A 292-nucleotide genomic window follows, 5' to 3' on the forward strand; every position below is an offset into this window, starting at 1 on the left:
GACGTTCCCTGACCTGAAAATGATTTGGTGGGCGGGCGGTGGTAACTTTACTCATCACCAAGATACAAACCGCCTGATCAAAGCGTGGCAAAAACCTGAACTAGTGGTTATTTCTGAGATCTACTGGACAGCCGCGGCTAAACACGCCGATATTGTGTTGCCAATTACTACGTCATTTGAACGTAATGATATGACGATGACCGGTGACTACAGTAATCAACATCTAGTCCCAATGAAGAAAGCGGTTGAACCTCAAGGTGAAGCGCGTAATGACTTCGATGTATTTGCAGAC

1 protein-coding gene is annotated in these 292 nt (G+C 45.9%); it reads left to right on the forward strand.

Going from position 1 to position 292, the window contains the following annotated elements; all coding sequences use genetic code 11:
* A partial coding sequence (locus tag AB4512_RS23060) for a molybdopterin-dependent oxidoreductase (protein ID WP_372175850.1) occupies window positions 1-292 on the forward strand: 292 nt, incomplete at both ends.

The sequence above is a fragment of the Vibrio sp. 10N.222.52.B7 genome (assembly GCF_041474275.1).
In the GTDB taxonomy this organism is placed as follows: Bacteria; Pseudomonadota; Gammaproteobacteria; order Enterobacterales; family Vibrionaceae; genus Vibrio; species Vibrio crassostreae_C.